Source organism: Janibacter sp. DB-40 (assembly GCF_029510815.1).
Classification (GTDB): Bacteria; Actinomycetota; Actinomycetes; order Actinomycetales; family Dermatophilaceae; genus Janibacter.
In genome coordinates this window covers 1,992,798-2,017,484 of sequence record NZ_CP120360.1, presented here as the reverse complement: position 1 = coordinate 2,017,484, position 24,687 = coordinate 1,992,798, and the positions used below count along the sequence as shown (strand labels likewise).

25 protein-coding genes and 2 tRNA genes are annotated in these 24,687 nt (G+C 71.7%); 13 read left to right on the top strand and 14 right to left on the bottom strand.

Annotated features, from left to right (window positions below):
- Positions 1-31: 31 nt before the first annotated feature.
- Positions 32-655 carry an alpha-ketoglutarate-dependent dioxygenase AlkB gene (locus PVE36_RS09555; RefSeq protein ID WP_277451927.1) on the bottom strand — a complete coding sequence of 208 codons (624 nt, stop codon included), beginning with the start codon at positions 653-655 and terminating at the stop codon, positions 32-34.
- Positions 656-749: 94 nt separating this feature from the next.
- Between PVE36_RS09555 and recO the strand changes: the two genes are divergently transcribed.
- Together recO and PVE36_RS09545 are read left to right on the top strand one after the other, a co-directional pair.
- Positions 750-1,526, top strand: a complete 777-nt coding sequence (gene recO / locus PVE36_RS09550; protein ID WP_277451926.1) for a DNA repair protein RecO — start codon at positions 750-752, stop codon at positions 1,524-1,526.
- Positions 1,523-2,323: an isoprenyl transferase gene (locus PVE36_RS09545; RefSeq protein WP_277451925.1), complete on the top strand. Its 801-nt coding sequence runs from the start codon at positions 1,523-1,525 to the stop codon at positions 2,321-2,323. The genes recO and PVE36_RS09545 overlap by 4 nt, the downstream gene beginning before the upstream one ends.
- Here PVE36_RS09545 and PVE36_RS09540 read toward each other — a convergent pair.
- The 7 genes from PVE36_RS09540 to PVE36_RS09510 form a co-directional block, all read right to left on the bottom strand.
- Entirely contained in the window at positions 2,307-2,540 is a 234-nt protein-coding gene (locus tag PVE36_RS09540) for a hypothetical protein (protein WP_277451923.1), read from the bottom strand. The two genes, PVE36_RS09545 and PVE36_RS09540, sit on opposite strands and share 17 nt — an antisense overlap.
- Before the next feature lie 69 nt (positions 2,541-2,609).
- Positions 2,610-3,734 (bottom strand): sulfotransferase family 2 domain-containing protein, encoded by a 1,125-nt coding sequence (locus tag PVE36_RS09535; protein WP_277451919.1) that lies wholly within the window; start codon positions 3,732-3,734, stop codon positions 2,610-2,612.
- 101 nt (positions 3,735-3,835) lie between these two features.
- The gene (locus PVE36_RS09530; protein ID WP_277451916.1) at positions 3,836-4,231 is read right to left on the bottom strand and encodes a transcriptional repressor; all 396 of its coding nucleotides are present in this window, start codon (positions 4,229-4,231) and stop codon (positions 3,836-3,838) included.
- The gene (locus PVE36_RS09525) at positions 4,228-5,232 is read right to left on the bottom strand and encodes a metal ABC transporter permease (protein ID WP_277451914.1); all 1,005 of its coding nucleotides are present in this window, start codon (positions 5,230-5,232) and stop codon (positions 4,228-4,230) included. Before PVE36_RS09525 ends, PVE36_RS09530 begins: the two co-directional genes overlap by 4 nt.
- Complete coding sequence (locus PVE36_RS09520; RefSeq protein WP_277451913.1) at positions 5,229-6,026, bottom strand: metal ABC transporter ATP-binding protein; 798 nt, start codon at positions 6,024-6,026, stop codon at positions 5,229-5,231. The genes PVE36_RS09525 and PVE36_RS09520 overlap by 4 nt, the downstream gene beginning before the upstream one ends.
- The gene (locus PVE36_RS09515) at positions 6,023-6,955 is read right to left on the bottom strand and encodes a metal ABC transporter substrate-binding protein (protein ID WP_277451911.1); all 933 of its coding nucleotides are present in this window, start codon (positions 6,953-6,955) and stop codon (positions 6,023-6,025) included. The genes PVE36_RS09520 and PVE36_RS09515 overlap by 4 nt, the downstream gene beginning before the upstream one ends.
- Positions 6,956-7,033: 78 nt before the next feature.
- A complete protein-coding gene (locus tag PVE36_RS09510) occupies positions 7,034-7,345 on the bottom strand; it encodes a DUF6703 family protein (RefSeq protein ID WP_277451909.1) in 312 nt (103 codons plus the stop codon).
- 60 nt (positions 7,346-7,405) lie between these two features.
- On the opposite strand from PVE36_RS09510, the gene PVE36_RS09505 reads away from it, so the two are divergent.
- Together PVE36_RS09505 and PVE36_RS09500 are read left to right on the top strand one after the other, a co-directional pair.
- Positions 7,406-8,821 carry a glycine--tRNA ligase gene (locus PVE36_RS09505; protein WP_277451907.1) on the top strand — a complete coding sequence of 472 codons (1,416 nt, stop codon included), beginning with the start codon at positions 7,406-7,408 and terminating at the stop codon, positions 8,819-8,821.
- A 4-nt stretch (positions 8,822-8,825) separates the two neighbouring features.
- A complete protein-coding gene (locus tag PVE36_RS09500) occupies positions 8,826-9,572 on the top strand; it encodes an alpha/beta hydrolase (RefSeq protein WP_277451905.1) in 747 nt (248 codons plus the stop codon).
- A 3-nt stretch (positions 9,573-9,575) separates the two neighbouring features.
- On the opposite strand, the gene PVE36_RS09495 is transcribed toward PVE36_RS09500, so the two are convergent.
- The 3 genes from PVE36_RS09495 to PVE36_RS09485 are packed head-to-tail and all read right to left on the bottom strand — an operon-like array spanning position 9,576 to position 12,042.
- Positions 9,576-10,406 (bottom strand): sulfurtransferase, encoded by an 831-nt coding sequence (locus PVE36_RS09495; RefSeq protein ID WP_277451902.1) that lies wholly within the window; start codon positions 10,404-10,406, stop codon positions 9,576-9,578.
- Positions 10,403-11,371 (bottom strand): cation diffusion facilitator family transporter, encoded by a 969-nt coding sequence (locus PVE36_RS09490; protein WP_277451901.1) that lies wholly within the window; start codon positions 11,369-11,371, stop codon positions 10,403-10,405. Before PVE36_RS09490 ends, PVE36_RS09495 begins: the two co-directional genes overlap by 4 nt.
- Entirely contained in the window at positions 11,368-12,042 is a 675-nt protein-coding gene (locus PVE36_RS09485; RefSeq protein WP_277451899.1) for a DUF1648 domain-containing protein, read from the bottom strand. The genes PVE36_RS09490 and PVE36_RS09485 overlap by 4 nt, the downstream gene beginning before the upstream one ends.
- Positions 12,043-12,091: 49 nt before the next feature.
- On the opposite strand from PVE36_RS09485, the gene dusB reads away from it, so the two are divergent.
- Together dusB and PVE36_RS09475 are read left to right on the top strand one after the other, a co-directional pair.
- Positions 12,092-13,339 (top strand): tRNA dihydrouridine synthase DusB, encoded by a 1,248-nt coding sequence (dusB, locus tag PVE36_RS09480; RefSeq protein WP_277451898.1) that lies wholly within the window; start codon positions 12,092-12,094, stop codon positions 13,337-13,339.
- A gap of 94 nt (positions 13,340-13,433) precedes the next feature.
- Entirely contained in the window at positions 13,434-13,739 is a 306-nt protein-coding gene (locus PVE36_RS09475; RefSeq protein WP_277451896.1) for an antitoxin, read from the top strand.
- Between the two features lie 12 nt (positions 13,740-13,751).
- On the opposite strand, the gene PVE36_RS09470 is transcribed toward PVE36_RS09475, so the two are convergent.
- The gene (locus tag PVE36_RS09470) at positions 13,752-17,126 is read right to left on the bottom strand and encodes a pyruvate carboxylase (RefSeq protein ID WP_277451893.1); all 3,375 of its coding nucleotides are present in this window, start codon (positions 17,124-17,126) and stop codon (positions 13,752-13,754) included.
- 129 nt (positions 17,127-17,255) lie between these two features.
- Here PVE36_RS09470 and PVE36_RS09465 point away from each other — a divergent pair, with 129 nt between their 5' ends.
- The 6 genes from PVE36_RS09465 (at position 17,256) to PVE36_RS09440 (ending at position 23,339) form a co-directional block, all read left to right on the top strand.
- The gene (locus tag PVE36_RS09465; protein ID WP_277451890.1) at positions 17,256-18,494 is read left to right on the top strand and encodes a deoxyguanosinetriphosphate triphosphohydrolase; all 1,239 of its coding nucleotides are present in this window, start codon (positions 17,256-17,258) and stop codon (positions 18,492-18,494) included.
- A 93-nt stretch (positions 18,495-18,587) separates the two neighbouring features.
- A complete protein-coding gene (gene dnaG, locus PVE36_RS09460; RefSeq protein ID WP_277455809.1) occupies positions 18,588-20,510 on the top strand; it encodes a DNA primase in 1,923 nt (640 codons plus the stop codon).
- Entirely contained in the window at positions 20,510-21,013 is a 504-nt protein-coding gene (locus PVE36_RS09455) for a hypothetical protein (RefSeq protein WP_277451888.1), read from the top strand. The genes dnaG and PVE36_RS09455 overlap by 1 nt, the downstream gene beginning before the upstream one ends.
- Positions 21,014-21,071: 58 nt before the next feature.
- Positions 21,072-21,144: transfer RNA gene (locus PVE36_RS09450), tRNA-Asn, on the top strand.
- A 131-nt stretch (positions 21,145-21,275) separates the two neighbouring features.
- Complete coding sequence (gene cysM, locus PVE36_RS09445) at positions 21,276-22,163, top strand: cysteine synthase CysM (protein WP_346780646.1); 888 nt, start codon at positions 21,276-21,278, stop codon at positions 22,161-22,163.
- 102 nt (positions 22,164-22,265) lie between these two features.
- Entirely contained in the window at positions 22,266-23,339 is a 1,074-nt protein-coding gene (locus tag PVE36_RS09440) for a phosphatase PAP2 family protein (protein ID WP_277451885.1), read from the top strand.
- A gap of 4 nt (positions 23,340-23,343) precedes the next feature.
- Here PVE36_RS09440 and PVE36_RS09435 read toward each other — a convergent pair.
- Positions 23,344-23,417 (bottom strand) — tRNA-Ile (locus PVE36_RS09435).
- A 231-nt stretch (positions 23,418-23,648) separates the two neighbouring features.
- On the opposite strand from PVE36_RS09435, the gene PVE36_RS09430 reads away from it, so the two are divergent.
- Complete coding sequence (locus PVE36_RS09430) at positions 23,649-24,161, top strand: DUF3145 domain-containing protein (protein WP_277451883.1); 513 nt, start codon at positions 23,649-23,651, stop codon at positions 24,159-24,161.
- 85 nt (positions 24,162-24,246) lie between these two features.
- On the opposite strand, the gene PVE36_RS09425 is transcribed toward PVE36_RS09430, so the two are convergent.
- Complete coding sequence (locus PVE36_RS09425; RefSeq protein ID WP_277451881.1) at positions 24,247-24,672, bottom strand: pyridoxamine 5'-phosphate oxidase family protein; 426 nt, start codon at positions 24,670-24,672, stop codon at positions 24,247-24,249.
- Positions 24,673-24,687: the final 15 nt, after the last annotated feature.

Genomic DNA, 24,687 nt, shown 5'->3' with positions numbered 1-24,687 from the left:
CGGCCCCCCTCGACGTCACGTGACGCCGACCTCAGCGCACCCCGGCGACGCGGTACTGGATCGAGATGCGAGGGCCCACGGCGGCGCTCGTCTTGGGCACCGCGTGCTCCCAGGTGCGCTGGCAGGCACCACCCATGACGGCCAGGTCGCCGTGCCCGAGGGAGAGGCGCTGCGAGGGGCCGCCGTCGCGCGGCCGGAAGGCGAGGTGGCGGGCCGAGCCGAGGGAGACGATCGCGACCATCGTGTCGTCGGTGCGACTGCGGCCGATCCGGTCGCCGTGCCAGGCCACGGAGTCGCTGCCGTCGCGGTAGAGGCACAGGCCGGCGGTGACGAAGGGCTCCCCGAGCTCGGGGGCGTAGTGCGCGGTGAGCCGCTCGCGCATCTCGGTGAGCAGCGGGTGGGGGAGCACCTCGCCCGCGGAGTAGAAACGGGTCAACCGCGGCACGTCGACCACCGAGTCGTACATGGTGCGCCGCTCCGCTCGCCATGGCACCTCGTGCAGCAGCGTTGCGAGGACGTCGTCGGCACCGCACGCCCACCCGGGCAGCAGGTCCACCCACGCGCTGCCATCGAGGTGGCGCCGGTGACGCGCCTGCAGGTCGCCGAGCGTCGGGGCGTCGGCGGTGTCGAAGAGCGAGGACTGGAGCGCCTGCATGCGGTCAGCGTAGCAGTCCCTCGAACGCCTGTTCGAGACCCGCGGAGGGTGCGGGGGTGCGTGTCGCACGGCGTGCAAGGGGGACAATGGGGACATGCCCCTCTACCGCGACTCCGGGGTCGTGCTGCGCACCCACAAGCTGGGTGAGGCCGACCGGATCATCACCGTGCTCACGCGCGGGCGCGGCAAGGTCCGGGCCGTGGCGAAGGGGGTGCGTCGCACCAGGTCGAAGTTCGGCGCACGCCTCGAGCCCGGGATGCACGTCGACCTGCAGTGCTACGAGGGACGCAACCTCGACACCGTGACCCAGACGGAGTCGCTCGACGCCTGGGGGGACGTCCTCGCACGGGACTACCGACGCTGGACCAGCGCCGCCGCGATCCTCGAGACCGCCGACCGCCTCACGGAGGCGCACGAGCCGGCCGTGCAGCAGTACCTGCTCCTCGCCGGGGCGCTGCGCTCCCTGGCCCACGACGAGCACGCCCCCGAGCTCGTGCTCGACGCCTACCTGCTGCGGGCCCTCGCGGTCGCCGGGTGGGCGCCGAGCTTCCACGACTGCGCCCGCTGCGGCGAAGGGGGGCCGCACCGCGCCTTCCACGTCGCCTCGGGCGGGGTCCTGTGCCGCAGCTGCCGGGTGCCCGGGTCCTCGGCGCCCGCACCCGAGACCCTCGACCTGCTCGCCGGGTTGCTCACCGGGGACTGGGTCCTCGCGGACGACTCCCAGGAGCGGCACCGCCGCGAGGGGTCGGGCCTGACGGCTGCCTTCCTCCAGTGGCACCTCGAGCGAGGCGTGCTCTCCCTCCGGCACGTCGACCGCACGCACGTCGATCGCACCCAAGCCGACCGCACCCCACCGCAGAGGACCGGATGAGTCGCTACGCCACCCCCTTCGCCCACCCCAGCGGAGCCACCGCACCGCCGGTGCCCGCGGACCTGGTGCCCGGCCACGTCGCCGTCGTCATGGACGGCAACGGCCGCTGGGCCAACCAGCGCGGGCTCCCGCGCACGAAGGGCCACGAGGCGGGGGAGGGGGCACTCCTCGACGTCGTCGCCGGCGCTCTGGCGATCGGCGTGCAGCACCTGTCGACCTACGCCTTCTCCACCGAGAACTGGCGGCGCTCACCCGACGAGGTGCGCTTCCTCATGGGCTTCAACCGCGACGTCATCCGCCGGCGGCGCGACCAGCTGCATGCCTGGGGCGTGCGGATGCGCTGGGTCGGGCGACGCCCGAAGCTGTGGGGCTCGGTGATCAAGGAGCTCGAGGTCGCCCAGGAGATGACCCGGGACAACGACGCGATGACGCTCTACTTCTGCGTCAACTACGGCGGTCGTGCCGAGATCGCCGACGCCGTGCGGGGGATCGCCGCGGACGTCGCCGCCGGACGACTGAAGGGCTCGCGGATCGACGAGCGGACGATCGCGCGATACCTCACCGAGCCGGACATGCCGGACGTCGACCTCTTCCTGCGCAGCTCGGGGGAGCAGCGCACGAGCAACTTCCTGCTGTGGCAGTCGGCCTACGCCGAGATGGTCTTCCAGGACACCCTGTGGCCGGACTACGACCGCCGCCACCTGTGGGAGGCGATCGAGACCTACGCCGGGCGGGAGCGGCGGTACGGTGGCGCCGTGGACGCGCCGACGGACGACCCGGCTACGCGCGGTCGCTGACGGACGCCTCCGTCGACTGCCGGGCGCAGTGGGCGCAGCAGTAGAAGTGGCCGTCGACCTCGGTGCCGTGGCCGATCACCTTGCACCCGCAGTGCTCGCACTCGGGCGCGACCGCATGGATGGCGCACTCGAAGCTGTCGAAGGTGTGCCGCGACCCCGCCGCGACCACCTCGAAGCTCTTGTCGTAGTCGTTGCCGCAGACTTCGCACTGGGCCATGAGTCCGTCCTCCTCTGATCGGATGAGGACGACCTACCCGTGGCCGCTGCGTCGAAACAGCCGGACGTGCTAGGCGGAGCGGCGGACGATCGATCGGGCCGCGGCCAGCACCCGGTCCGGGACGACGCGCCGCACCCGGGAGCTGCGGGCGAGCCGGTGCGCCGGCCGGCTGTCGAGGACCCGTGCGACGAGCGACTGTGCGCTCGGTCCCCGCGGCGGGGTCTCACCAGGTCGGGGAGCGCGCTGCGCCCGCGTCAGCTCCCGCTGGGTGCGCCGGAGCTCTCGCTGCGCCTGCTTCAGCTCCTGCTGCAGTCGTCGTGCCTCGGTGCGCAGGTCACCGATGCGCTCATTGGCGACCGTGTGGTAGGCGGCGTGCTCGATGGCATCCGCCGACCACCCGTCGGACATGCGGATGCGATCGATGCTCCACCGGTCACCGAAGGCCCGGAAGTCGTCGGCGAAGGAGTCCTCGATGATCTCCGCGACGCCGTCGTCGAGGGCCTCGGGGACGATGGGCAGGGGGGTCTCGTTGGCCCGCGGTGTGTACAGGGGCTGGTCGAGGCCGAGCGGCCGCAGGTGCTCGTGGACGTCGGCGAAGAGCGTGGACAGCTCGGACAGGTCGTAGATCCGGGTGTAGTTGACCCCACCCGGGCGCACCGAACGCACCTGGCTCTGGAAGTGCACATCCGTGCGCAGGTCGGGATCGTTCTCCCAGGGACGGGCGTGCACGAAGGCGCGCCAGTCCTCCAGGACCTGCTCGGGGCTCGCCGGCACGCGCGGGAACCACGCACGATCGGCGTAGCGCTCGACGTACCGCACGTGTCGCACGAGGAACGTCGACTGCCAGGCGGACCACAGCCTGCTGCGTGGATCGCGGACGGCGGCGAAGACGAACCAGCCGTTGTCCGGGGAGATCTCGGCCAGCTGCTCGCTGCCGAGAGTGCTGAGCTGCGGGGTCCTGCGCCATCGCGAGCGCTTGCCGTGGATGCCCAGGAGTCGGCTCTGCTGCCCCCCGATGGCGCCGACGAAGGACTCGGGGTCCTCGCCGGACAGGTCGGCGACCATCCACCGAAGGCTCGTGCACGCCGCCTTCGTCACGGACATGTAGACCATCTTGTGGTCCGGGAGGACGAAGGAGTTCGGTGGCGGCGGGATGTCGTTGAGCAGGGGCGTGGGGCTGGCGTCGGTGCTCATGGTCGCAGGTGGGTCCGTCGGTCGGCTGGCGTTGGGCCCCTCACACCTACCACGGCGACGGTGCCGTACCACCGCGGGTATCCGTCCCGGGCCCCCGCAGGTCAGCGGCGGCACGGGGCGCAGCGCCCGAAGAGCTCCAGGGTGTGGGCCACCTCGGTGAAGCCGTGCTCCGCAGCCACCCGGTCGGCCCACCGCTCCACGGCCGGTCCCTCGACCTCGACGGTGCGACCGCAGTCGCGGCAGACCAGGTGGTGGTGGTGACCGGTGCTGCAGCGGCGGAAGATCTGCTCGCCGTCGTCCGTGCGCAGCTGGTCGACGAGGTCCTCGTCGACCATGGCCTGCAGCGTGCGGTAGACGGTCGCCAACCCGATCTTGTCGCCGGTGGCGTGGAGGCTGGCGTGGATCTCCTGCGCGGTGCGGAACTCCTCGACGCGGTCGAGGTCGGACTCGATGGCGATGCGCTGCTTCGTCGGGCGGCGGCTGCGGACGTCGGTCATCGGTGGCTCCCTTCGAAGGGGGACGGGTCGGGCTGGTGGGGGGCGTGCTCGTCCCAGTGGTCACCGTGCTCGGCGTGCCGGTGCCCGTCGTGGAGGTAGTCGACGTGGTCCCCGTGGAGGACGGCCTCGTGGCCGCAGTCCTCCCAGTGCGTGTGCTCATGGCTCTCCGCGGTCCGGTGCCGCCGCCGGACGACCAGGTGCACGAGCCAGGCGCCGACCGCGGAGGCGATGAAGGCCGCGATGGCCAGCAGGACGATCGTCGCGCCCGACGGGGCGTCGCCGTAGAAGCTGACGACCACTCCGCCGGTGCTCGTGGCCAGCCCGACCACCACGGCCCACAGCAGGCTGGTGCGGAAGGAGCGCCCGAGGCGCTGGCCGGTGGCGTTGGGCAGGATCATCAGCGCACTGATGAGCAGCAGGCCGATCACCCGCATGGAGATGACGACCGTGACGCCGGTGAGCACCGCGAGCAGGACGTTCGTCGCGAGCACGGGCAGGCCGGAGGCGCGGGCGTACTCCTCGTCCTGGGCGACGGCGAAGAGGCGTTCACGCAGCACGAGGACCGTCACGAGCACGACCGCGGCGAGGACGGCGAAGGCGATGAGGTCGTTGCGGGAGACGGTGTTGAGCGCGCCGAAGAGATACCCCTGCAGGTTCGTCGAGGACCCCTGCGGTGCCTTGGCGATGATGACGACACCGGCCGCGATGCCGCCGTAGAACATGACGGCCAGCGCGAGGTCCCCGCTGGTGCGGCCGAAGTGCCGCAACAGCTCGATCGAGACCGCGGCCACGATGACGACGACCAGGGCGGCCAGGACGGGGGAGCCCTGCGTGAGCACGCCGATGCCGACGCCCGCGAGGGCGACGTGCCCCATGCCGTCACCGACGAGGGACATGCCCCGCTGGACGAGGAAGACACCGACCAGCGGTGCGGACGCCCCGACGAGCATGGCCGCGATGAGGGAGTTGCGCATGAACTCCAGGCTGAGGAGGTCGATCACCGGGGTCCCCCCTTCGTCGGGAGGAACGTCGTGGGGACCGGCGAGGGGGTCGGCTCGTCCTCGCCCTCGTGGTGGGTGTGCGCCACCTCGTGCGGGACGACCTCCTCCGGCGGCCCGTCGTGGCTGATCCGACCACCGCTGACGACGACCGCCCGGGTGACCAGGTCGGCCAGCGCGTCCAGCTCGTGGGTGACGACGACGAGGGTGGCGCCGCGCTCGACGAGACGGCGCATCACCGCGACCAGCACCTGCTGGTGCCCGCGGTCGACGCCGGCCGTCGGCTCGTCCATGAGGAAGACCTCCGGCTGGCTGGCCAGGGCGCGGGCGATGAGCACGCGACGCTGCTGCCCACCGGAGAGGGTGGCGACGTCGTGGTCGGCGAGGGCGCCCAGACCGACGACGGCCATGGCCTCCCGAACGATGGCCCGGTTGCTCGCGGAGCGGATCCGCCACGGTGCCCACCATGGCGTGCGCACGGTGCGGCCCATCGTGACGATCTCGGAGGCCGTCGCCGTGACCGCGGAGGCGAGGGTGTGGCGCTGCGGGACGTAGCCGATGCCGCGCTGGGCGGCGCTCGACCCGATCGGGGACCCGAGCACGCGGGCGGTGCCGGAGTGCTGGTCGGCGAGCCCGAGGAGGCCCTTGACGAGGGTGGACTTGCCCGAGCCGTTCGGTCCGAGGACGGCGATGACCTCACCGCGTCGCACGGTCAGGTCGATGTCGCCGACCACGGTGCGGTCCTCGTAGCCGAAGGCCGCATCGTGCAGCTCGATGACGGGGTCGTGGTTGCTCATCGGCACCCCTGCCCCTCGACGACGGCGTCGCGGTTGCTGCGCATGATCTCGAAGTAGTCGGACCCTGCGGACTCCTCCGTCACGCCCCCGATCGGGTCGAGGACGGCCACGTCGGCCCCCGAGTCGCGCGCGACCGTGTCGGCGAGGTCGCGGGGGACGAGGGGCTCGGTGTACACGGTGCTGATGTCCTCGTCCTTGATGTGGGCGATCAGCTCGGCCATCTGCGCGGAGCTCGGCTGGGCATCCGGGGTCAGTCCGCTGACCGGCACCTGGTGGAAGCCGTAGCGGTCGGCGAAGTACGCGAAGGCCGCGTGACCGGTGACGAGGTCGCGCTGGTCGCAGTCGGACAGGTCCTGCTGCAGCTCCCGGTCGAGCTCGCCGAGCTCGGCGGTGAAGGCCTCGGCGTTGGCCCGGTAGTCCTCGGCGTGCTCGGGGTCGTCCTCGGCGAGACGCTCGGCGATCGCGTCGGCGACGTCGGCGTACCGGGTCGGGTCGAGCCAGAAGTGGGGGTCCTGCGCGCCCTCGTCCCCTCCGTCGGCTCCCTCGCCGTGGTCGTGCCCGTCGTGCTCGTCAGCGGCGATGTCGAGCCGGGCCGCCCCGGAGACGTCGAAGGCGGTCTCCTCGCTCTGGGCCGCCGCGTCGTCGACGGAGGGCTGGAAGCCGGAGAGGTGGATCAGGTGATCGGCGCGGGTGGTCTCGAGGACCTGCTTGGGGCTGAGCTCGAGGTCGTGCGGCTCGGCACCGGCCGGGGTGAGGTTGCTGACGGAGACGTGCTCCCCGCCCACCCGCTCGGTGGCGTACTCGAGCGGGTAGAACGACGTGGTGACCGACACCGTGCCCTCGTCCCCGCCGGTCGTCCCGGTGGCCCCGCAGGCGGCGACGGAGAGGAGCAGGGCAGAGGCGGCCACGGCGGCCGGGGTCCGGTTCATGAGAATGATTCTCACTCAAGGTGAGAACGATTGTCAAAACACACCCCCGAAGTGCCATGCACGTGCGAAGTCAGCCGGTCAGCCCCGGGGGACGACCGAGATGATCGTCAGACCGATCACGAGGACGACGACGGCGATGCGCATCAGCCGCTCGCTCGGGCGCAGCCGTGGCCAGCTGAGCGCGAGCATCCACAGCAGGAAGAGCACCACGATGCCGAGAGGGAGGGCCCCCCAGGGGCCGAGGAAGCCTCCGAGGAGCACGAGGGCGAAGACGGTGGCCACCGGCACCCAGGGCGGCAGCCCGGCGAGGAAGCGCGTGGCCGGGAGGCTCGCGCGCTCGAACGCGTTGGTCGCGACGGGGTCGGGGCGGGGCGTGTCTGAGGAGGGCACGCCGACAGGATATGTGGCCCGATGCGGCCGTCGGAGGGGGTCCCGGATAGCCTCTCTCACATGGCCAAGCCGACCTCCACCGTGGACACCGTCGTCAACCTCTGCAAGCGCCGAGGCTTCGTCTTCCCCTGCGGAGAGATCTACGGCGGGACCCGCTCCGCCTGGGACTACGGCCCCCTGGGCGTGGAGCTGAAGGAGAACATCAAGCGCCAGTGGTGGCGCTCCATGGTCACCGGCCGCGACGACGTCGTCGGCCTGGACTCATCGATCATCCTGCCGCGCGAGACGTGGGTGGCCTCCGGCCACGTCGGCACCTTCAGCGACCCGCTCATCGAGTGCCTCAACTGCCACAAGCGCCACCGGCAGGACCACCTGCAGGAGGCCGTGGCGGACAAGGCGGCGAAGAAGGGCCGAGAAGGCGCCGAGGTCGACCCCGATCAGGTGCCGTTGACGGAGATCGTCTGCCCGGACTGCGGCACCCGCGGGGAGTGGACCGAGCCGCGCGAGTTCAACATGATGCTCAAGACCTACCTCGGGGTCATCGAGGACGAGTCGGGCCTGCACTACCTGCGCCCGGAGACCGCCCAGGGCATCTTCATCAACTTCAACAACGTCCTGCAGACCTCGCGCAAGAAGCCGCCCTTCGGCATCGCGCAGACCGGCAAGTCGTTCCGCAACGAGATCACGCCGGGCAACTTCATCTTCCGTACCCGCGAGTTCGAGCAGATGGAGATGGAGTTCTTCGTCAAGCCGGGCGAGGACGAGGAGTGGCACGAGTACTGGATCCAGGAGCGCACCCGCTGGTACACCGACCTCGGGATCGACCCGGACAACCTGCGCCACTTCGAGCACCCGCAGGAGAAGCTGAGTCACTACGCGAAGCGCACCGTCGACATCGAGTACCGCTTCAACTTCGCCGGCAACGAGTGGGGCGAGCTGGAGGGCATCGCCAACCGCACCGACTACGACCTCACCTCGCACAGCAAGCACTCCGGCACGGACCTGTCCTTCTTCGACCAGGCCAACAACGAGAAGTACACCCCGTACGTCATCGAGCCGGCGGCCGGTCTCTCCCGCTCGATCATGACCTTCCTCGTGGATGCGTACGCCGAGGACGAGGCCCCCAACGCGAAGGGGGGCGTGGACAAGCGCACCGTGCTGCGCCTCGACCACCGGCTGGCTCCCGTCAAGGCGGCGGTGCTGCCGCTCTCGCGCAATGCCGACCTCTCGCCCAAGGCCCGCGACCTGGCCGCCCGGCTGCGCAGGAACTGGAACGTCGACTTCGACGACGCCCAGGCGATCGGCAAGCGGTACCGCCGTCAGGACGAGATCGGGACGCCGTACTGCATCACGGTCGACTTCGACACCCTCGAGGACGATGCCGTGACCATCCGTGAGCGTGACTCGATGCGCCAGGAGCGCGTCTCGATCGACCAGGTCGAGGCCTGGCTGGCGCCTCGCCTCCTCGGCTGCTAGCGCCATGGCGGGCCCGGGGGCGCCGATCCGGCTGTTGCTGATCCACGGCAGCCGACTCAACGCCGCCGCGTGGATCCCCCTGGAGGAGGCCCTGCTGGGGCAGATCGTCTGTGACCACATCGACCTGCCGGGTCACGGACTGCAGCAGCACGTCCCCTTCACCATGGAGGGTGCCGTCGCGGCGGTGGACGAGGCGGTCGAGGCCCTCGATCCGGGCCGGCACCGCATCGTCCTCGGCGGGCACAGCCTCGGTGGGTACGTGGCGATGGAGTGGGCGGCGCGCCACCACGGCAAGCTGGCCGGCCTCGTCCTCATGGGAGCGACCGCGCAGCCCTCGTCGCGGCTGGCCGGGATCTACCGCGCCTTCGGCAGCGCGCTGCGGGCGGGCCTGGAGGACGTGCGCAGGGCGGAGTCCCTCCGGGAGACCGACGCCGCCTCCCTGCGACGGATCATCGGGTCCCGGACCGCGGCGGAGGTCCTGAAGCGAGGGCCCGGGCTCCAGGCGATCCCCGACGCCTGGGACGCGGTGATCGACGGGGTGGATCTCCGCGCGCTCGCGGACGTCGACGTGCCGGTGGTCGCGATCAACGGCGAGTTCGACCAGTTCCGGGTCGGGGAGGGCACGGCACGGGCCCTGCGCCACGACATCGAGATCGTGCGCGTGCCCGGCGCCACGCACTTCGCGCCGATGACCCATGCCGGCCCGGTCGCCACGGCCATCCGGGCCTTCGTCGACTCCCTGCCCGCCTGAGCCTCAGGCCCCGGTGGCGACCGGGCGGCCGGGGTCGGTGACCCAGTGGCTCCAGCTGCCGACGTAGACGGCGGCCTCGATGCCGATCTCGTGCAGCGCCAGGGCGGTGTGCGCGGCGGTGACTCCCGACCCGCAGTAGGTGCCGACAGGGGCGCTCCCGTCGACGCCCTCGGCCGCGAACCGTTCCCGCAGCTCCTCGGGGGAGCGCAGCCTCCCTTCGTCCGTCGTGAGGTCGCCCATGGGCACGTTGACCGCACCGGGGACGTGCCCGGCGACCGGGTCGATCGGCTCGGCCTCCCCGCGGTACCGCTCGGGGGTCCGGGCGTCGACGAGGACGCCGGTGGCCGCGAGGTGGGCCGCGTCGTCGGCCCCGAGCACCGGGACGGACCCCGGCCGCACCGTCACCGACCCCTCGGCGGGGGAGACGGCCCCCGTGACCACGTCGCCCCCGGCGGCCCGCCAGGCGGCGAGACCGCCGTCGAGGACACGGACGTCGGCCAGGCCCGCCCACCGCAGCACCCACCAGGCGCGCGCGGCGGCGAGGGAGGTCGCCTGGTCGTAGACGACGACGCGCGAGTCGACGTCGACGCCGGCGGCGCGCAGGCCCTCCTGCAGCACGCCGGGATCGGGAAGGGGGTGACGGCCACCGCGTCCCGGCTCACCGGCGAGGACGGCGTCCAGGTCGACGAAGGGGGCTCCCGGGAGGTGGCCGGCGGCGTAGAGGTGCGGCCCGTCACCGGTGAGGGTGAACTGGACGTCGAGGACGACCGGACCGGGCCGGGTGTGGTCGGCGAGCTCGTCCAGCAGCGACGAGGGGGCGAGGAGGGCACTCACGGGGCCTCCTCGCGGGCGGCGGCGTCGGTGTCCGCCAGCGGCTCGATGGGGATCTCGTAGCCGCCGAAGTCGTCGTACGAGCGCGGGTCCTCGCTGGGCTCGATGTGGACGGTCACGCGCAGGTCCGGGTGCTCCTCCGCGATGACCGCCTCGATGTCCTCGACGATGTCGTGTGCCCGCCGGACCGACCACGCGCCGGGGACGAGGACGTGGAACTCGGCGAAGGAGACGTGGCCGGCCACGCGGGTGCGCAGGCCGTGGACCGTGACCTCGTCGGTGCACTGGGCGGCGATGGTGTCGGCGATGTCGGCGTTCTCCTGCGGGGTGAGGGCGGCATCCATCAGACCGGTGCCCGACTCGTTGAGCAGTCGCCACCCGGTCCACAGGATGTTGGCGCCGACGAGGAGGGCGACGATCGGGTCGAGTACCTCGAGACCGGTGACGACGACGAGCCCCACCCCGACGAGGACGCCGACGGAGGTCCACACGTCGGTCAGCAGGTGCTGGCCGTCGGCGCGCAGGGTGATCGAGCGGTGCTGACGGCCGGCCCTGATGAGCAGGAAGGCCACGGCGCCGTTGATCACCGAGGCCACCACGGAGATCGCCAGACCGAGGCCGACCTGGTCGATGGGCCGCGGCTCGAGCAGCCGACTGATCGCCTGCCAGATGATGAAGGCGGCAGCGACGAAGATCATCCCGCCCTCGATCGCCGCGGAGAAGTACTCGGCCTTCGAGTGACCGAAGTGGTGGTCGTCGTCAGCGACCCGCCCGGCGACCCGCAGGGCGATCAGCGCGGCCACGGCGGCGACGAGGTTGACGATCGACTCGGCCGCGTCGGCGAGCAGGCCGACCGAGTCGGTGATCCACCACGCGCCGGTCTTGAGCACGATGGTGGCCACGGCCGCCGCGATGGACAGCCAGGCGAACTTCTCCAGGTGCTGCCGGGTCCCCGTCGCGCCCGTCATGTCCACACCACCACACCGAGGACGACCAGGACGCCGGGCAGCAGGACCAGGCCCATGACCACCCAGCCCATCGGGCGTCCGAGATTGACCGTGACGCCGACGCCCGTGCGCTTGGGGACGAAGACGTCCGGGTCGTCCTGGTCGGAGTAGACGAGACCGCCCAGCTTCCAGCCCTCGCGCTCGTCCGCGCTCCGACGACTCGAGCGCACGGACGCGTGGACGACCCAGGCCGTGGTCACGACGATCCCGGCCAGGAGCAGCCAGAAGCTCCACGGCGGCGGCACCGCGTCCGCGGAGAGGTACTGGGCGATCGAGATCAGCGAGATCCCGCCGCCGATGACGAGGCCGAGCGCGGCGAGCGGCGGGACCACCGCGCGATGGCCCTGAGCGCGCATGAGCAGCAAAGTGGCGAAGACGGCCAGCCCGCTCAGCTGGCCGACGACCGCCGGCATCAGGACGGCGCCGGGGGAGCGATCGGTGAAGCGGTCCGGGTCCCCGGCGGGCCCGAAGTGGACCGGGTACGGATCGGGCAGCTGGTCCAGGCGCACGAGCCCGATGACGACGGCGGCGAGGCCGAGCGCGAGCGTCACCACCAGCCAGGGCAGCGCCGGGCGTAGTGAGGCGCGCTCCCCGGCCTGCCCGCCCGCTTCGTGCATCGTCTCCCTGCTCATGTGCATGATTGTCCCTGTCCCGCGTCGAAGTGGGACACTGGGCGACGTCATGACCATCCTGACCCAGCCCACGAGCCCGACCCAGCACACCGTCCCGGCCGCAGGACAGCGGGTACTGCCACCCCTTCGCATCGGTCGGCACGTCATCGACTCACCCGTGGTCCTCGCCCCGATGGCCGGGATCACCAACCGTGCCTTCCGGCGGCTGTGCCGCGAGGCCGGCGATGCCGGTCTGGCCGCCAGCGGGGCCTCGGGGGCACACAGCCTCTACGTCAACGAGATGGTCACCTCCCGGGCGCTCGTCGAGCGCAAGCCGGAGTCGATGCGCCTCATCGAGCACGACGAGGACGAGACGCCGCGCAGCGTGCAGCTCTACAGCGTCGACCCGGCGACCACCGCGCGGGCGGTGCGCATGCTCGTCGCCGAGGACCGCGCGGACCACATCGACCTCAACTTCGGCTGCCCGGTCCCGAAGGTCACCCGCAAGGGCGGGGGAGCGGCGCTGCCGTGGAAGCGCGACCTCTTCCGTGCGATCGTCTCCGCGGCCGTGACCGAGGGGGCGAAGGGGGACGTCCCCGTCACCATCAAGATGCGGGTCGGGATCGACGAGGAGCACCACACCTACCTCGATGCGGCCACCGCCGCGGTCGAGGAGGGCGTCGCCGCCGTCGCGCTGCACGCCCGCACCGCAGGCCAGGCCTACTCCGGCACGGCCGACTGGTCGCGCATTCGCCTGCTCAAGGAGACGATCACGAGCGTCCCCGTCCTGGGCAACGGCGACATCTGGTCGGCCGAGGACGCGCTGCGCATGGTGGCGGAGACCGGCTGCGACGGTGTCGTCGTCGGACGCGGCTGCCTGGGCCGGCCGTGGCTCTTCGCCGACCTCGCTGCGGCCTTCAACGGCGCGCAGGTGCGCATCCGCCCCTCCCTCGGCGAGGTGTCCGCGACGCTGCGTCGGCACGCCGAGCTGCTCACCGAGTTCTACGAGGGTGACCAGCTGCGCGCCTGCCGCGACATCCGCAAGCACATCGCCTGGTACCTCAAGGGGTTCCCCGCCGGCTCGACGGTGCGCAACCAGCTCGCGCTCGTCGACTCCCTCGCAGCACTCGACGACCTCATCGCCACCCTCGACCCGGACACCCCCTGGCCGGGGGAGGCTGCCGAGGGCCAGCGCGGTCGCGCCGGGTCCTCACGCGTCGTCGCCCTCCCGGAGGGGTGGCTCGCCAGCCGCGAGCTCGACGCCGAGCAGCAGGCCCGGGTCGCGCAGGCGGAGCAGTCCGTCGTCGACGGCGGCTGAGACCCGCCGGCGTGAAGCTGTCACGAACCCTGCCCCGATCGGTCACCGAGGACTAGAGTCGACAGACGGACCCCGCACTCATCTGGAGGGCACCATGGGATTCTTCGACAAGCTCCTCGGCAGGAGCGGACAGCTCAAGGACAAGGCCGGCACGTACGCCTCGGAGCACGGCGACTCGATCGCGCAGAGCCTCGACAAGGCCGGACAGGCGGCCAACAGGGCCACCAAGGGCCGCTTCGGGGGCCAGATCGAGAGGGCCACGGGCGCGGCGAAGACCGGCGTCCACAAGCTTGGCGAGCAGGGTGGCCCGGCCGGGGGAGGACCCGCGGGTGGCGGGTCCGCTCCTCCGCCGCCCCCACCTCCGGGGGGACCCCCTCCGGGCGGTCCCGGGCGCGGCTGAGCCGCCCCGAGGTCACTCCACGACGACCAGGAGGTCGCCCCCTTCGACCTGACCACGCGGGCCGATCGCCAACCGGCTGACGGTGCCGGCCCGCGGGGTGGTGATGGAGGCCTCCATCTTCATCGCCTCGATCGTCGCGACCGTCTCCCCGGCCGCGACCTCGGCGCCCTCCTCGACCTGCAGGGTCACGACCCCGGCGAAGGGGGCCGCCACCTGGCCCTCGTCGGCCGGGTCGGCCTTCTCCGCCGCGACGACTTCGGCCTCGACGGACCGGTCACGCACCTGGACCGGGCGCAGCTGGCCGTTGACCGTGCCCATGACGGTGCGCATCCCGTGCTCGTCCGGGTCGCTGATCGAGGCCAGGCCGAAGTTGAGCACCTTGCCGGCCTCGATCTCCACCTCGCAGTCCGAGCCCTGCTCCAGACCGTGGAGGAAGGGGATCGTGCTGATCACGGAGGTGTCCCCGTACTCGGTGCGGGCGGACTCGAAGTCCTCGGTCGGCCCGGGGAAGAGCAGGCGGTTCAGCGTGGAGCGGGGCTCCTGACGCAGGGCCGACTCGTCCTCCTCGGTGAGGTCACCGGCCGGGGGCCGGACGGTCCGTCCCTCGAGGGCCCGGCTGCGGAAGGGCTCCGGCCAGCCGCCGGGCGGGTCCCCCAAGTCACCGGCGAGGAAGCCGATGACCGAGTCGGGGATGTCGTAGCGGGAGGGGTTGGCCTCGAAGTCGGCAGGGTCGGCGTCCGCGCCGACGAGGGCCAGCGCGAGGTCACCGACGACCTTGCTGCTCGGGGTCACCTTGACGATGTTGCCGAGCATCGCGTTGGCCGCCGCGTACATGTCCTCGATCTGCTCGAAGCGGTCACCGAGGCCCAGGGCCGTGGCCTGGGTGCGCAGGTTGGACAGCTGACCGCCCGGGATCTCGTGGCGGTAGACGCGGCCCGTCGGCGAGCTCAACCCCGACTCGAAGGGGGCGTACAGCTTGCGTACCGCCTCCCAGTACGGCTCGAGGGCGAAGACGTGGGCGATGTCCAGACCCGTGGGGCGGTCGGTGCCGTCGGTGGCGGCGACGAGGGCCGAGAGCGAGGGCTGCGACGTGGTCCCCGCCAGGGTCGCGCTGGCGGCGTCGACGGCGTCCACGCCGGCGTTGATCGCCGCGAGCAGGGTGCCGATCTGGCCACCGGCCGTGTCGTGGGTGTGCAGGTGCACCGGGAGGTCGAAGCGCTCCCGCAGCGCACGGACGAGCGTGGCCGCCGCGGGTGCCCGCAGCAGGCCGGCCATGTCCTTGATGGCCAGCACGTGGGCGCCGGTCTCGACGATCTGCTCGGCGAGGCGCAGGTAGTAGTCGAGGGTGTAGATCGACTCGTTCGGGTCGAGCAGGTCGCCGGTGTAGCACAGGGCGACCTCTGCGACGGCGGTGTCGGTGGCCAGCACCGACTCGACCGCCGGACGCATCTGGCTGACGTCGTTGAGGGCGTCGAAGATCCGGAAGATCGACAGCCCGCTGCGGGCGGCCTCGGCGACGAAGGCATCGGTGACCGTCGTCGGGTACGGGGTGTAGCCGACGGTGTTGCGCCCGCGCAGCAGCATCTGGAGGGCGACGTTCGGCATCGCCTCGTGCAGCGCGCCCAGGCGGTCCCACGGGTCCTCCTGCAGGAACCGCAGGGCGACGTCGTAGGTCGCCCCTCCCCAGGCCTCGACAGAGAGCAGCTGCGGGGTCAGGCGGGAGACGTGGCCGGCGGCCTGGACGAGGTCACGGGTGCGCACGCGGGTCGCCAGCAGGGACTGGTGCGCGTCCCGGAAGGTCGTCTCGGTCACCGGGACGTCCGTGCGCTGGCGCAGGTCGGTGGCGAAGCCGGCGGGGCCCAGTCGGCGCAGCCGGTCGGCGCTGCCCTCGGGCAGGTCGCCCTCGGGGAGCTCGGGCAGCTTCTCCCGCGGCCGGATGTCGGTCGTGCGGGGGCCGTGCGGCTGGTTGACCGTGACGTCCGCGAGGTAGGTCAGCAGCTTGGTCGCCCGGTCCTTGCCGGTGGGGGCGTCGAGCAGGTGCGGACGCTCGTCGATGAAGCTCGTCGTGGCCTCGCCCGCCTGGAAGGTCGGGTCCGAGAGCACCGCCTCGAGGAAGGGCAGGTTCGTCGCCACGCCACGGACGCGGAACTCCGCGAGCGCCCGGCGGGCTCGCCGCACGGCGAGCGGGAAGCTCGCCGCCCGGCAGGTGAGCTTGACGAGCATCGAGTCGAAGTGGGCGCTGACCTCCGCGCCGACGAAGGTGGTGCCACCGTCCAGGCGCACCCCGGAGCCGCCGGCCGAGCGGTAGGCCGAGATCGTCCCGGAGTCGGGTCGGAAGCCGTTGGCCGGGTCCTCGGTCGTGATCCGGCACTGCAGCGCGAAACCGCGGGTGCGGATGTCGTCCTGCCGCATCCCCAGGTCGGCGAACGTCGCGCCGGCCGCGATCTGCATCTGGGCGACGACGAGGTCGCGCTCGGTGACCTCCTCGGTCACGGTGTGCTCGACCTGGATCCGCGGGTTCATCTCGATGAAGACGTAGCGGCCGTCCTCACCGAGGAGGAACTCGACGGTCCCCGCGTTGACGTAGTCGATGGACTTGGCGAAGCGGACCGCGTCGGCGCACATCCGCTCGCGCAGCTCGGGGTCCAGATTCGGGGCCGGGGCGATCTCGACGACCTTCTGGTGACGCCGCTGAACCGAGCAGTCCCGCTCGTAGAAGTGGAGGACCTCGCCGGTCGCGTCGCCGAGGACCTGCACCTCGATGTGCCGCGGGTTGACCACGGCCTCCTCGAGGTAGAGCGTGGGGTCCCCGAAGGCCGCGTCGGCCTCGCGCTGGGCGGCCTCGAGGGCGTCGCGCAGGTCCTCCTGCCGCTCGACCCGCCGCATGCCCCGACCACCGCCGCCGCTGACGGCCTTGACGAAGACGGGGAAGCCGATCCGGTCGGCCGCGGCCTCGAGCGCGTCGAGGTCGGTCGTCGCCTCGGCCCCCTCCAGCGTCGGCAGGCCGGCCGCCTTGGCTGCGGCGATCGCGCGTGCCTTGTTGCCGGTGAGCTCCAGCACCGTCGAGGGGGGACCGATGAAGGTGATGCCGTGCCGGGCGCACTCCTCGGCCAGCTGCGGGTTCTCGGAGAGGAAGCCGTACCCGGGGTAGATCGCGTCGACCTCGGCCTCACGGGCCACCCGCACGATCTCCTCGGGGTCGAGGTAGGCGCGGACCGGGTGGCCCTCCTCACCGATGAGGTAGGCCTCGTCGGCCTTCATCCGGTGCTCTGAGGTGCGGTCCTCGCTCGGGTACACCGCGACGGTGGTCGCGTCGAGCTCGGTGGCGGCGCGGAAGGCGCGGATGGCGATCTCGCCTCGGTTGGCGACGAGGATCTTGCGGAACACGGGATACCTCCGGGGTGTGGCGGTCGTCACCGAGAGGCTACTGGCGGACCGGGTGCCCGTGCGGGCCGGTTCCGCACAGGGAGATGATCAGCCGACGGCGCCCGACCCGGGCGCCGTAGGCTCACGCTCGTGAGCAGCCAGAGTGACCGCGAGCGGTGGGTCTCCGAGGACCCCGTGCACAAGCGTGCCGACCGTGACGACTTCGCCCGGGATCGCGGCCGGCTGATCCACTCCGCCGCCCTGCGGCGGCTGTCGGCCAAGACCCAGGTGCTCGGCCCGGGCAGTGACGACTTCGTGCGCAACCGGCTGACGCACAGCCTGGAGGTGGCGCAGATCGGCCGCGAGTTCGGCGGGGCGCTCGGCTGTTCCGCCGACGTCGTGGACGTCGCGTGCCTCGCGCACGACCTGGGTCATCCCCCCTTCGGCCACAACGGGGAGAGCGCGCTCAACTCGATCGCCGCCGACATCGGTGGGTTCGAGGGCAATGCACAGACGTTGCGGATCCTCACCCGCCTCGAGCCCAAGCGCGTCCACGCGGACGGGCAGCCGGCCGGTCTCAACCTCACCCGGGCCAGCCTCGACGCGGCGACCAAGTACCCGTGGCGCCGGGGGATGGGCCCTGCTCCGACGACGAAGTTCGGCGTCTACGAGGACGACCTCCTCGTCTTCACGTGGATGCGCTCGGCCGGGCCCGGCACGGACAGCTTCGTGCGCTGCCTCGAGGCCGACGTCATGGACTGGTCCGACGACGTCGCCTACAGCGTCCACGACGTCGAGGACGCGATCGCCTCAGGACGACTCGACCTGCGTCAGCTGCGCGACGCCCATGACACCGATGCCGTGCTCGAGGTCGCGGCCAGCCACTTCGCCGCCGACCTCGGCCGGGACGCGGTCGGGGAGGCGCTGGAGCGGCTGCTGGCCACCGGTGCCGTCCCGGAGCACTACGACGGTTCCCGGCGGGCCCTCGCCGGGCTGAAGGACATGACCTCCCGGATCATCGGGCGCTTCGTGCACGCGGCGGAGACGGCGACCCGGTCGGTGCACGGGCCGGGTGACCTCGGCCGCTACGAGGCCCGCCTCGTCGTGCCGGACGACTCCCTGGCGGAGGTCGCGGTGCTCAAGGCGGTCGCGGCGCACTTCGTCATGTTCTCGGGGGAGCGGGACGAGGAGTACGCCCACCAGCGTCGGGTCGTCGCCGATCTGGCTCAGTGGTTCGCGGGCGATCCCGAGCAGCGCCTCGACCCCGACCTGCGGCACGACCTCGCCGGCGCCGAGGACGATGACGCCCGGCTGCGGGTGGTCGTCGACCAGGTCGCCGGGCTGACCGACCTGCGGGCACTGGAGCTGCACACCGCACACTGCCGCTGACGGCCGCCGACTGTGGACGGGCGCCGGGCCCGACCCGCGGCGCTGGACCTAGACTCGGGGCACGAGCGAGTCGACGTGGGAACGAGGTGGATGGTGGCCGGCCGGATCCGCGCCGAGGACGTGCAGGCCGTCAAGGAGCGCTCCTCGATCACCGACATCGTCCGCGACCACGTCTCGCTGCGCCCCGCGGGCGTCGGGTCGATGAAGGGCCTGTGCCCCTTCCACGACGAGAAGACCCCGAGCTTCACCGTGCGTGAGGCCGTCGGCGTCTACCACTGCTTCGGCTGCGGCGAGGGCGGTGACGTCATCTCCTTCGTGCAGAAGCTGGACCACCTCACCTTCGCGGAGGCCGTCGAGCGTCTCGCGGCGAAGCTGGGGATGGAGCTGCGCTACGAGGAAGGGGGCGGCCCCCGTGACGGGGTGGGGCTCGGCAAGCGCACCCGCCTGCTGGAGGCCCACCGCGCGGCTGCGGAGTTCTACCACGAGCGGCTGCTGGAGTCCCCTGAGGCGCGGATCGGCCGGGACTTCCTGCGTGAGCGCGGCTTCGCCAGCCCGGAGGCCAAGCTCTTCGGGATCGGGTACGCGCCGCGGGGTGGCGAGGAGCTCGCCCGCCACCTGCGCGGCAAGGGCTTCACCGCCGAGGAGCTGACGATCGGTGGTCTGTGCGGCAGCGGGTCGCGAGGACTCTACGACCGCTTCCGGGGCCGTCTCGTGTGGCCGATCCGCGACATCACCGGCGAGACGGTCGGTTTCGGTGCCCGGCGGCTCTACGACAACGACCGGATCGCGGCGAAGTACCTCAACACGACCGAGACACCGATCTACAAGAAGTCCAGCGTGCTGTACGGCCTCGACCTGGCGAAGCGGTCGATCACCAAGGACCGGCAGGCCGTCGTCGTCGAGGGCTACACCGACGTGATGGCCGCGCACCTGTCCGGCGTCGAGGGCGCGGTCGCCACGTGCGGCACCGCCTTCGGGGTCGACCACATCAAGGTCCTGCGCCGCATCATGCGCGACGAGGCCGACCTCGCGCCCGCCCGGGTCGTGTTCACCTTCGACGGTGACGCCGCCGGGCAGAAGGCCGCGATGAAGGCCTACGCCGAGGACCAGCGCTGGGCCAGCCAGAGCTTCGTCGCCGTCGCCAAGGAGGGCATGGACCCGTGCGACCTGCGGTTGCGCGAGGGGGACTCCGCGGTGCGCGAGCTCGTGGCCGACGCCGTGCCGATGTTCGAGTTCGCGGTGCGCACGACGCTCGCCCGCTTCGACCTGTCCACCGCCGAGGGGCGGGTGCGCGGGATGGCCGCGGTCGCGCCGATCATCAACAGCATCCGCGACTCCTCGCTGCGACCGGAGTACGTGCGCACGGTCGCCGGCTGGGTGGGCGTCGAGGTCGAGCAGATGCGTGACCAGGTGGCCCGCGCCGGCCGCATCCAGGCCAAGGAGGAGGCGAAGGGGGAGACCCGCGCCAACCCCGAGACGCCGGAGCCCACCACGGCCGAGGCCGGCAGCGGTATGCCCAGGCCAGACCTGCGTGACCCGGTCGTACGGGCCGAGCGGCAGCTGCTCCAGGCGATGCTCCAGCACCCCTCGCTCTTCACCGCCGACGACCTCGACGCGATCGAGCCCGAGGGACTGGCAGCACCGGCGCACCGGGCGGTCTTCGCCGCCGTCCGCACGGTCGGTCCCCTGCAGCAGGGGGAGACGCTCGGCGCCTGGCACGCGCGCATCGACGAGGCGACCCCACTGACCGTCGCCTCCCTCGTCGCGGAGCTGTCCGTCGCCCCCCTTCCGGTCGTCCACGACCAGGCCACCGGCCTTCCCCCCGAGGGGTACACCCGGTCCCTGCTCGTGCGCGTGCGGGACACCGCCCTGGCCCGCCAGGTCTTCGAAGCCACGTCGCGCATGCGGCAGCTGGACTCGGATCCGCATGCCGACCCGGACGAACGACGACGGCTGGGCCAGTCGCTCTACGATCTGCAGCGCCAACGCGCCGCGCTGCGCGAGGAGGTCCTCTGATGGGTTGGCTGAAGGTCCTGAGGAACAAGGCGGTCGACGTCCCCGCAGGGGTCGTCCTCGAGGCGGGGGAGCGGGTGCTCGCCACGGCCGCCACGGACGACGGGGCGCTCGTGATCACCTCGCACCGGCTGGTGGCGCCCGGAGGGGCCGCGCCGGGCAAGCCGTGGCACCTCGTCGACAGCGGGCGGTGGGACCCGGACGAGTCCGTGCTCACGGTCTCGTGGGTGGACGAGAGCTCTTCCGGGCGGTGGCACCTCACGGCGCCGGGCGGTGTCCCCGACGCCTTCCACGAGCGGGTCAACGCCTCGGTGCTGCTCGTCGAGCACGTGCGCCTGGACCGGACCCGCCGGGCCCGGGTGGTCCTGCGCAAGGACCTCGGCAGCGACGCGGTGCTCGCCCAGACGATCGTCGCGCGCGGTTGCGATCCGGACGACCCGGAGCTCGTCGCGACGACCGAGCAGGTCGCTGCGCGCCTCGCGGAGCAGGTCGGGCAGGAGCCCTGAGTCCCGGTTTTCGACCCGCGCCATCTTCTTGCTATGGTGGCGCAGCGCTTCGGCGCGATCCCCTGTAGCTCAATTGGCAGAGCATTCGGCTGTTAACCGGAGGGTTGTTGGTTCGAGTCCAACCGGGGGAGCGTGGCGAAAGGCCTCCTGACCGGCGGAAACGCATGTCAGGGGGCCTTTTCCGTCGCTCAGGCGGCGTCGATTCCCCTGCGACCGCCACCGTAGACTTCGGTGGGTGAGCAACCCTGCGCCGTACCTGACGATGGAGGACGTGATCGGCGGTACCCCGCTGGTGCGTCTGCAGCGCCTTCCGGGGCCGGAGAACGAACGTCGCGGCAACGTGCTGCTGGCCAAGCTCGAGGGGAACAACCCGGCCGGCTCGGTGAAGGACCGGCCGGCGATCGCCATGATCCGGGGCGCCGAGGAGCGAGGGGAGATCTCCCCCGGCGACACCCTGCTGGAGGCCACGTCCGGCAACACCGGGATCGGCTTGGCGATGGCGGCGGCGATCAGCGGCTACCCCCTCGTCATCGTGATGCCCGAGAGCGCCTCCACCGAGCGGATCCAGACGATGAGGGCGTACGGAGCCGACCTGGTTCTCACCTCGGCGGACGGCGGCATGGAAGAGGCCCGCGACGTCGTGACACGGATGGAGCAGGAGGGGAGGGGCCGGGTCCTGGACCAGTTCGGTAACCCGGACAACCCGCGTGCCCACGAGGACGGCACGGGCCCGGAGCTGTGGCGCCAGACCGACGGACGCATCACGCACTTCGTGTCCGCGATGGGCACCACCGGCACGATCACCGGGGTCTCGCGGTTCCTGAGGTCGCGCAACGCCGGTGTCCAGATCGTCGGGGCACAGCCCGCGGAGGGTGCGAGCATCCCCGGGATCCGCGCCTGGCCACCGGAGTACGTGCCGAAGATCTTCGATCCCTCGGCGGTGGACCGCACCGTGGAAGTCACCCAGACCGACGCCGAGGAGACGGCCCGCCGTCTGGCCCGCGAGGAGGGCATCTTCGGCGGTGTCTCCGCGGGCGGCGCTTGCTGGTCCGCCCTGCAGGTGGCCGAAGAGGTCGAGGGGGCGACGATCGTCTTCGTGGTCTGCGACCGTGGCGACCGGTACCTCTCCAGCCGCGTGTTCCCCGCCTGAGGGTCTTGGCCAGCGCCGGATCGTGGCCGACGCCCCTGGGAGGGCGGCCCGCGCCGATCCTGTCAGTTCACAGTTTGGTCACCAGTCCGTCATAATCGGAGGATGCAACTCGTCCGCACGTGGCCCTACACGGTGGCCGTGAGCGTCTCGCTCCTCGTCGGGCTCGCCGCGATCATCGGCAGTCAGGTCCTGGGGATCCCGCTGAAGGACCCCGAGGGCTTCCTCGGCCCTGCCTACGTGCGGCTGCCCCTGCTGGGTCTGCTGCTCTCCGGGGTGGGTGTGCTCATCGCCGCCACCCGCAGACGCGGCCTGCGCAGCCTCCGACTGGGGATCGCCGAGGTGATCAAGCACGAGTGGACCCTGCGGCGCACCCTGTACATCATGACCGGTCTGATCACGTTCTACATCAGCTACGTGGGCTACCGGAACCTCAAGAACATCCTGCCGCTCTACCGCGACGGCACGCTCTACGACCGTGGTCTGCTCCAGACCGACCGGTGGCTCTTCGCGGGCCACGACCCCGCCACGGTGCTGCACGGGGTCCTCGGCACCGATGTCACGGCGACACTGCTGTCCGTCGTCTACCTGGCGTACATGCCGCTCGTGCCGATCAGCCTGGGGGTCTTCCTCGTCCTCAGTCGCGATGTGCGCGTGGGGGCCTGGTACGCGACCACCCTCTGCCTGAACTGGGTCTTCGGCGTCATCAGCTACTACATCATCCCGGCCGTCGGGCCGATCTACTCCCGCCCTGACCTGTACGCCGACCTGTCCGTCACGGGCGTGAGCCAGCTGCAGCAGGCCCTGCTGGACAACCGGCTGGAGTTCCTGACGAGCCCGCTCACCAGCGACGCGATCCACGGGGTCGCGGCCTTCGCCTCGCTGCACGTGTCCGTGACCTTCGCCGCCGCCCTGTTCGTGCAGCGCACCGCCCAGAGCTCCATGGTGCGCACGGCCGTGTGGACCTTCTTCGCCCTGACCTTCCTGGCGACGCTCTACTTCGGCTGGCACTACGTGCTGGACAACGTGGGTGGCATGCTCATCGGCTGGGCCTCGCTGGCCATCGGCGCCTGGGCGACCGGGTGCACCAAGGAGCACCTGCGGAAGGTGCGCGAGGAGGCCGTGCTCGACCTCCCCGAGGAGAAAGAGCTCGCCTCGATGACCGGCAGGACCGCCTGAGCGGTGGGGCGGCTGGGGCTTGAACCCAGGACCGACGGATTATGAGTCCGGTGCTCTGACCAACTGAGCTACCGCCCCGGCGTCGCGACTAGGCGACGGCGTGAGGGTACCCCGAGCCGGCTGCGGCCCGTGATGCGGGTGGGGCGACCGTGGGGGCTGGTGCTTGTGTGATCCGTGGGGCACAATGGCCAGCACAAGCACTTCTGTGCACATATTGTCCGAGCAGCACGCCGCGATACGCGCAGCGGCCGTTCGATCCCGAGTGTCTGGCGTTGGGGAAGACGTCCATCGCACTCAAGGAGGATCAGGATGTCTGCAGGAAAGCGCATCAGTACCCGCGGGGTGGTGTTCATCCACAGCACCCCCACGGCCCTGTGCCCCCACATCACGTGGGCGCTCGAGTCCGTGCTGGATCAGTCTGTGTCCCTCGACTGGACCGAGCAGCCCCTCGGCCGGTCGCTCAAGCGTGCCGAGTTCTCCTGGACGGGGGACCCCGGCACCGGCGCCACCCTCGCCTCCGCCCTGCGCGGCTGGGAGGGCGTCCGATACGAGGTGACCGAGGAGCCCACCCCGGGCCTCGACGGCTCCCGCTGGAGCCACACCCCGACCCTGGGCATCCACCACGCGACGATCTCCGCCTCCGGTGACGTCGTCCTCCACGAGAACCGCCTGCGCGAGGTCATCACCCTGGCCCAGGGCTCCGGCGAAGCGGTCGAGGACATGATCGGTGAGCTCCTCGGCGAGCCCTGGGACGCAGAGCTCGAACCCTTCCGGCACGCCGGGGACGGCGCACCCGTGCGTTGGTTGCACAAGGTGGGCTGAGGACACCGCTCCATGACGAAGGGGGCTGCGCGCCCTCCTTGGCGCAGCCCCCTTCGTCATGCCCGCGCGCAGCGGCGAGGCGTCGTCAGTCGTGCGGGAGCATGTGCTCCCACGGCTTGGACAGGCGGAAGCGGCGCCCGGTGACCTCCTCCGGGTCGATCCGCACGACGACGTCCTTCTCGCCGGCAACCCACGGGCGCAGCGGCAGGGTGTCCGTCCACTCGGCCTCTTCCCCCTCGAGGACGCGCGCATGACCACGCGCGAGGACCGACCACGCCTCCTCGGCGCCCAGCTCGTCGATCTCCAGCGCCACCGGTCCGTGCATGACCACGCTGAGCAGCTTGTTGCCCTGCGTGGTGCGGAAGAGCAGCGCCTCGCCGTCGACGGCGTAGTTGATCGGCGTGATGTGCACCTCACCGAGCAGCCGATAGGCCAGACGCCCGAACTCGTGTTCACGCAGCGTCTGCCAGCACTCCTGGACGGACATCGTGCGGGCCGGGGTGTCGTTCACAGCAACCTCCACTGG

What these genes read in the sequence shown, in the direction of transcription:
- PVE36_RS09520 (WP_277451913.1), bottom strand. Translation starts at nt 6,026, where the DNA reads ATGAGCAACCACGACCCCGTCATCGAGCTGCACGATGCGGCCTTCGGC.
- recO (WP_277451926.1), top strand. Translation starts at nt 750, where the DNA reads ATGCCCCTCTACCGCGACTCCGGGGTCGTGCTGCGCACCCACAAGCTG.
- PVE36_RS09440 (WP_277451885.1), top strand. Translation starts at nt 22,266, where the DNA reads ATGCAACTCGTCCGCACGTGGCCCTACACGGTGGCCGTGAGCGTCTCG.
- PVE36_RS09475 (WP_277451896.1), top strand. Translation starts at nt 13,434, where the DNA reads ATGGGATTCTTCGACAAGCTCCTCGGCAGGAGCGGACAGCTCAAGGAC.
- PVE36_RS09540 (WP_277451923.1), bottom strand. Translation starts at nt 2,540, where the DNA reads ATGGCCCAGTGCGAAGTCTGCGGCAACGACTACGACAAGAGCTTCGAG.
- PVE36_RS09430 (WP_277451883.1), top strand. Translation starts at nt 23,649, where the DNA reads ATGTCTGCAGGAAAGCGCATCAGTACCCGCGGGGTGGTGTTCATCCAC.
- PVE36_RS09545 (WP_277451925.1), top strand. Translation starts at nt 1,523, where the DNA reads ATGAGTCGCTACGCCACCCCCTTCGCCCACCCCAGCGGAGCCACCGCA.
- PVE36_RS09505 (WP_277451907.1), top strand. Translation starts at nt 7,406, where the DNA reads ATGGCCAAGCCGACCTCCACCGTGGACACCGTCGTCAACCTCTGCAAG.
- PVE36_RS09485 (WP_277451899.1), bottom strand. Translation starts at nt 12,042, where the DNA reads ATGAGCAGGGAGACGATGCACGAAGCGGGCGGGCAGGCCGGGGAGCGC.
- cysM (WP_346780646.1), top strand. Translation starts at nt 21,276, where the DNA reads ATGGAGGACGTGATCGGCGGTACCCCGCTGGTGCGTCTGCAGCGCCTT.
- PVE36_RS09515 (WP_277451911.1), bottom strand. Translation starts at nt 6,955, where the DNA reads ATGAACCGGACCCCGGCCGCCGTGGCCGCCTCTGCCCTGCTCCTCTCC.
- PVE36_RS09555 (WP_277451927.1), bottom strand. Translation starts at nt 655, where the DNA reads ATGCAGGCGCTCCAGTCCTCGCTCTTCGACACCGCCGACGCCCCGACG.
- PVE36_RS09490 (WP_277451901.1), bottom strand. Translation starts at nt 11,371, where the DNA reads ATGACGGGCGCGACGGGGACCCGGCAGCACCTGGAGAAGTTCGCCTGG.
- PVE36_RS09530 (WP_277451916.1), bottom strand. Translation starts at nt 4,231, where the DNA reads ATGACCGACGTCCGCAGCCGCCGCCCGACGAAGCAGCGCATCGCCATC.
- PVE36_RS09500 (WP_277451905.1), top strand. Translation starts at nt 8,826, where the DNA reads ATGGCGGGCCCGGGGGCGCCGATCCGGCTGTTGCTGATCCACGGCAGC.
- PVE36_RS09455 (WP_277451888.1), top strand. Translation starts at nt 20,510, where the DNA reads ATGGGTTGGCTGAAGGTCCTGAGGAACAAGGCGGTCGACGTCCCCGCA.
- dusB (WP_277451898.1), top strand. Translation starts at nt 12,092, where the DNA reads ATGACCATCCTGACCCAGCCCACGAGCCCGACCCAGCACACCGTCCCG.
- PVE36_RS09535 (WP_277451919.1), bottom strand. Translation starts at nt 3,734, where the DNA reads ATGAGCACCGACGCCAGCCCCACGCCCCTGCTCAACGACATCCCGCCG.